The organism is Pedobacter sp. (genome assembly GCF_041662865.1).
Classification (GTDB): Bacteria; Bacteroidota; Bacteroidia; order Sphingobacteriales; family Sphingobacteriaceae; genus Pedobacter.
The window spans coordinates 1-3239 of sequence record NZ_JBAZRL010000104.1 but is presented as its reverse complement, the minus strand read 5'-3'; the positions used below and the strand labels follow the sequence as shown (position 1 = coordinate 3239).

Annotated in this window: 4 protein-coding genes and 1 pseudogene; all 5 read right to left on the bottom strand. The window is 31.6% G+C overall.

The genetic code is table 11. From position 1 onward, the window contains the following. Positions 1–182, bottom strand: a pseudogene (locus WC622_RS16630) (hypothetical protein); the annotation flags it as partial. Continuing rightward, positions 170–892, bottom strand: coding sequence for an isoprenylcysteine carboxylmethyltransferase family protein (locus WC622_RS16625; protein ID WP_372820814.1), 723 nt, complete (start codon positions 890–892; stop codon positions 170–172). The pseudogene WC622_RS16630 and the gene WC622_RS16625, both read right to left, overlap by 13 nt. Before the next feature lies 1 nt (position 893). Next, entirely contained in the window at positions 894–1676 is a 783-nt protein-coding gene (gene cmoA / locus WC622_RS16620) for a carboxy-S-adenosyl-L-methionine synthase CmoA (RefSeq protein WP_372820813.1), read from the bottom strand. A gap of 168 nt (positions 1677–1844) precedes the next feature. Then, complete coding sequence (locus WC622_RS16615) at positions 1845–2153, bottom strand: hypothetical protein (RefSeq protein WP_372820812.1); 309 nt, start codon at positions 2151–2153, stop codon at positions 1845–1847. Positions 2154–2431: 278 nt separating this feature from the next. After that, the coding region (locus WC622_RS16610; protein WP_372820811.1) for a hypothetical protein at positions 2432–3239 on the bottom strand (808 nt) is incomplete at its 5' end.

Genomic DNA, 3239 nt, shown 5'->3' with positions numbered 1-3239 from the left:
AAAAATACATTTCCTTTTTTATCTACAGATGCACCCTCTGTAAATTTAAGTTGGGATGAGATTAGTTTTAAGCTATCTTGATTAAAAAGTGGTTTATTAATGCTTTGTGCATTTACTGCAAATGAAAATAAAAAACAAACCACAACTAGTTTGATAGAGAAGTTAAAACTTATCCTTTCCATGTACCGCTTTTCTTTAAATAACGGATGGTAAGGTAATAAACAGCCAATACAATTGCAGCAGCAATACCGATATTATTTCTAAGTTCTTCATCACCCTGTGTTAGTTGTGGGTAATAAAAAAGTAGAATTATTACTATTCCTGCTAACCAAACGGTTTGTGTATTGTATTCTTTAATAAGCCAACGTTTCCCATTAAATGTCATATTAGTTATGGTTTTTCCAAGGCCATTAAAATTAATCCACCATCGATCTACACGAGCACAATAAGAATCGAATTGCTCACCAAATTTATTTCTTAAAAAATTTTCTTCAGCTAATACAATTGCTTGATAAATAAACAAAAACAGAGGAATAAATATAGCCATGAACAATAATGAGTTGATCAAAATACCTACGCCAACTAGCATTAAAACATTTCCCACATATAATGGATTGCGACAATGGTTAAAAAATCCTTCGACTACTAAATGATCTGCGTACACATTTTTATCTTTTCCGCCACGTACTATATACGCTAAAGCAATTGCTACACCACGAATTAATTGTCCAAAAATAGTAATGAACAAACCTATAATTAATGGATATAAATAATAATTTGGACCTAATGCACTCTCTCTAAACAGTTGAGGAGATGGAATAAACAAAGCGAGATACAGGAAAATAAATAAGAAATTTCTGTACTTAAAAAAGAAGTTACCTATAGCGATCATTTTAGTTTTTTACTGCGATAAAGCCTGTGAAATTATACCATTTAAAAAAGGTTTCGGTGTGAGGAAAACCTGCTTCTTTAAGCATTTTGAAGTTTTCACTTAGCTTATAAGGAATTAAGACATTTTCTAAAGCCTCTCGCTTTTGTGAAATCTCCATTTCACTATAATTATTTCGACGTTTATAATCGTAATAGTATTTAATAAAGTTTCTGTTAAAGAGACTATCCTCCGCTAGGATTTTTTCGGAAATAATTAATACACCTCCTGGAACTAACCCATCGTATATTTTCTTTAATAATTTTTCGCGAAAAATTGGACGAACAAATTGTAGTGTTAAACATAAAATGACTACAGATGCATTTTCGATTTTAATGTCTTCGTGTAAATCGGCCTCTACTAATTCGTAGTTTCTTTTAAAATCTGCTTGTTTTAGTTTAACATCACATTTTTTTAGCATTTCTGCGGAATCATCCACTCCGATAAACTTAATATTTTCTTCAACATAGGGATTTAATCCTATCATGGTTGTACCAGTTGAACAACCTAAATCTATTACATTAGTATGAGGCAGAGCATGTTCTATAGCCAACTCTATAATCATGCGCTGTATTTCATTATAGAAAGGCACAGAACGTTCAACCATATCATCAAAAGCATTAGCAACTGTGGCGCCAAACTTAAAATCTGATGGTTTTTTTATTTCTTCTTTAAAAACATTATCAAGGTTATCCTTCTTATCCATTGGGTTTCTGAATGTATTATCTGTTTGCAATAAATCTAACAATGTTTTATGATAAAACTAATTGGCAATATATATGGTTAAACTATGTTAACTTTCATTTAACACACAAGGCATTCAGTTTGTTCTTGAAGTTTTATTATATATTAATAAGGATAATGATTTTCGGTGGAGTAATAACCCTTTTTGTGACATCTAGAAAATTGAACAGCTTTAATTCTGCTTAAACACATTAATAGCCGAAGTTTTCCAAGGGATATAATTTAATAAAGCACAGATTTTTGCCACTTCTATTTCTACAAAGCCAGGTACATCGTTTACAATTCTCCAGCGGATAGTATATTTTGGATTATAACTGACGTAAATTACTACATCATCTGATAAAGGTTTAAGATTAGAAAAGGTTTTTAAATGAACATCTTGCAATTCAGTGGCTAAGCGAATTAATCGTTCTTTCATTACTTTGGCTAAAGCAGCGTTGGGGTTAAATTCATCAAATATAGCAAGGACAGTCACATTCATACGGCAGGAATAAATACTATTATTTTTAGCAAATGTAATTAAATAATGTTGCCCCACAGCAAAAAAAATGTCAAAACTAGATCAGAATAATAATATTAAGTGCGATTTCGCTTTAAAATAGTCATGCCTTTATTTATTTCTTGCTTATGCCAACTTAGAAAATGCTAAAACAAAAATGGAAGATTGTTCCATGATCTTGGTATTAAAGCCTAAAAAATAAAAAGGAGAAACAATCATAACTGTCTCTCCTTTTAGTATTGATATAAATTGTTATTCCATTATTTAAAGCCAAATAAAAACGGAAATATAAAGGTTACTATAATTGCCCAAATTAAATAAACAGGTAAGTAATAGGCAATGGTTTTACCCACTGCACTGATGTTCACTTTTCTTTGAGCTGCTTTATACAATTGGAACGTTACCAATAAAAGGTTGATTAATATCAACGCATTACTACCTAAAACCGCAGCTCTGTTTGGTGTAACTCCCCATTGAACAATTCGGAATATGATGGCAGAAAAGGCTACACCATTTACGATTATGGTAACAATAGAAAGAAAAAATAGTATCCAAATTTGTGTATTACTTTTAGTGGATTGATTAGTTTCTGCAACAGAAAAGAAGATAAGCGCCATTACCCCAACTAAGAGTGCATTAAAGATCAGTAAGAACTCACGATCGTTGTATGGATTTTTAGCTGAATATATTATCGCGACTAAATAAACTACCAACATCACTAAAACCAGCGGACTGAATAATTTAGCGATTACTGGTGAAATTTTACCTACTAATTGCGGATTGGTTTGTATAAGGTAGGTAGCAACTAATGGTGCAGCAGAAGCTCCGAAAATTCCAATGTAATCAAAGTAAAAGGTTTCAATATGAATACCAATTAATAGAAACAGATTTATAGTTAGCGCTGTCATTAATCCGCCAGCAATTCCAATAAGACCTGTCATTACTACTAAATCACCTAGGTATTTTAAAAAGCCAAGTCGTTTATCCTCGATGTTTCTATAGTCACCAACAAACGTAAAGCAGAGTATTGAACCTAGAAAAAGGACCAAGTGAATACACGATAAAATC

Bases quoted from the DNA above. Each gene is read 5' to 3' on its own strand.
- WC622_RS16625 (WP_372820814.1), bottom strand. From the start codon at position 892: ATGATCGCTATAGGTAACTTCTTTTTTAAGTACAGAAATTTCTTATTT.
- WC622_RS16615 (WP_372820812.1), bottom strand. From the start codon at position 2,153: ATGAATGTGACTGTCCTTGCTATATTTGATGAATTTAACCCCAACGCT.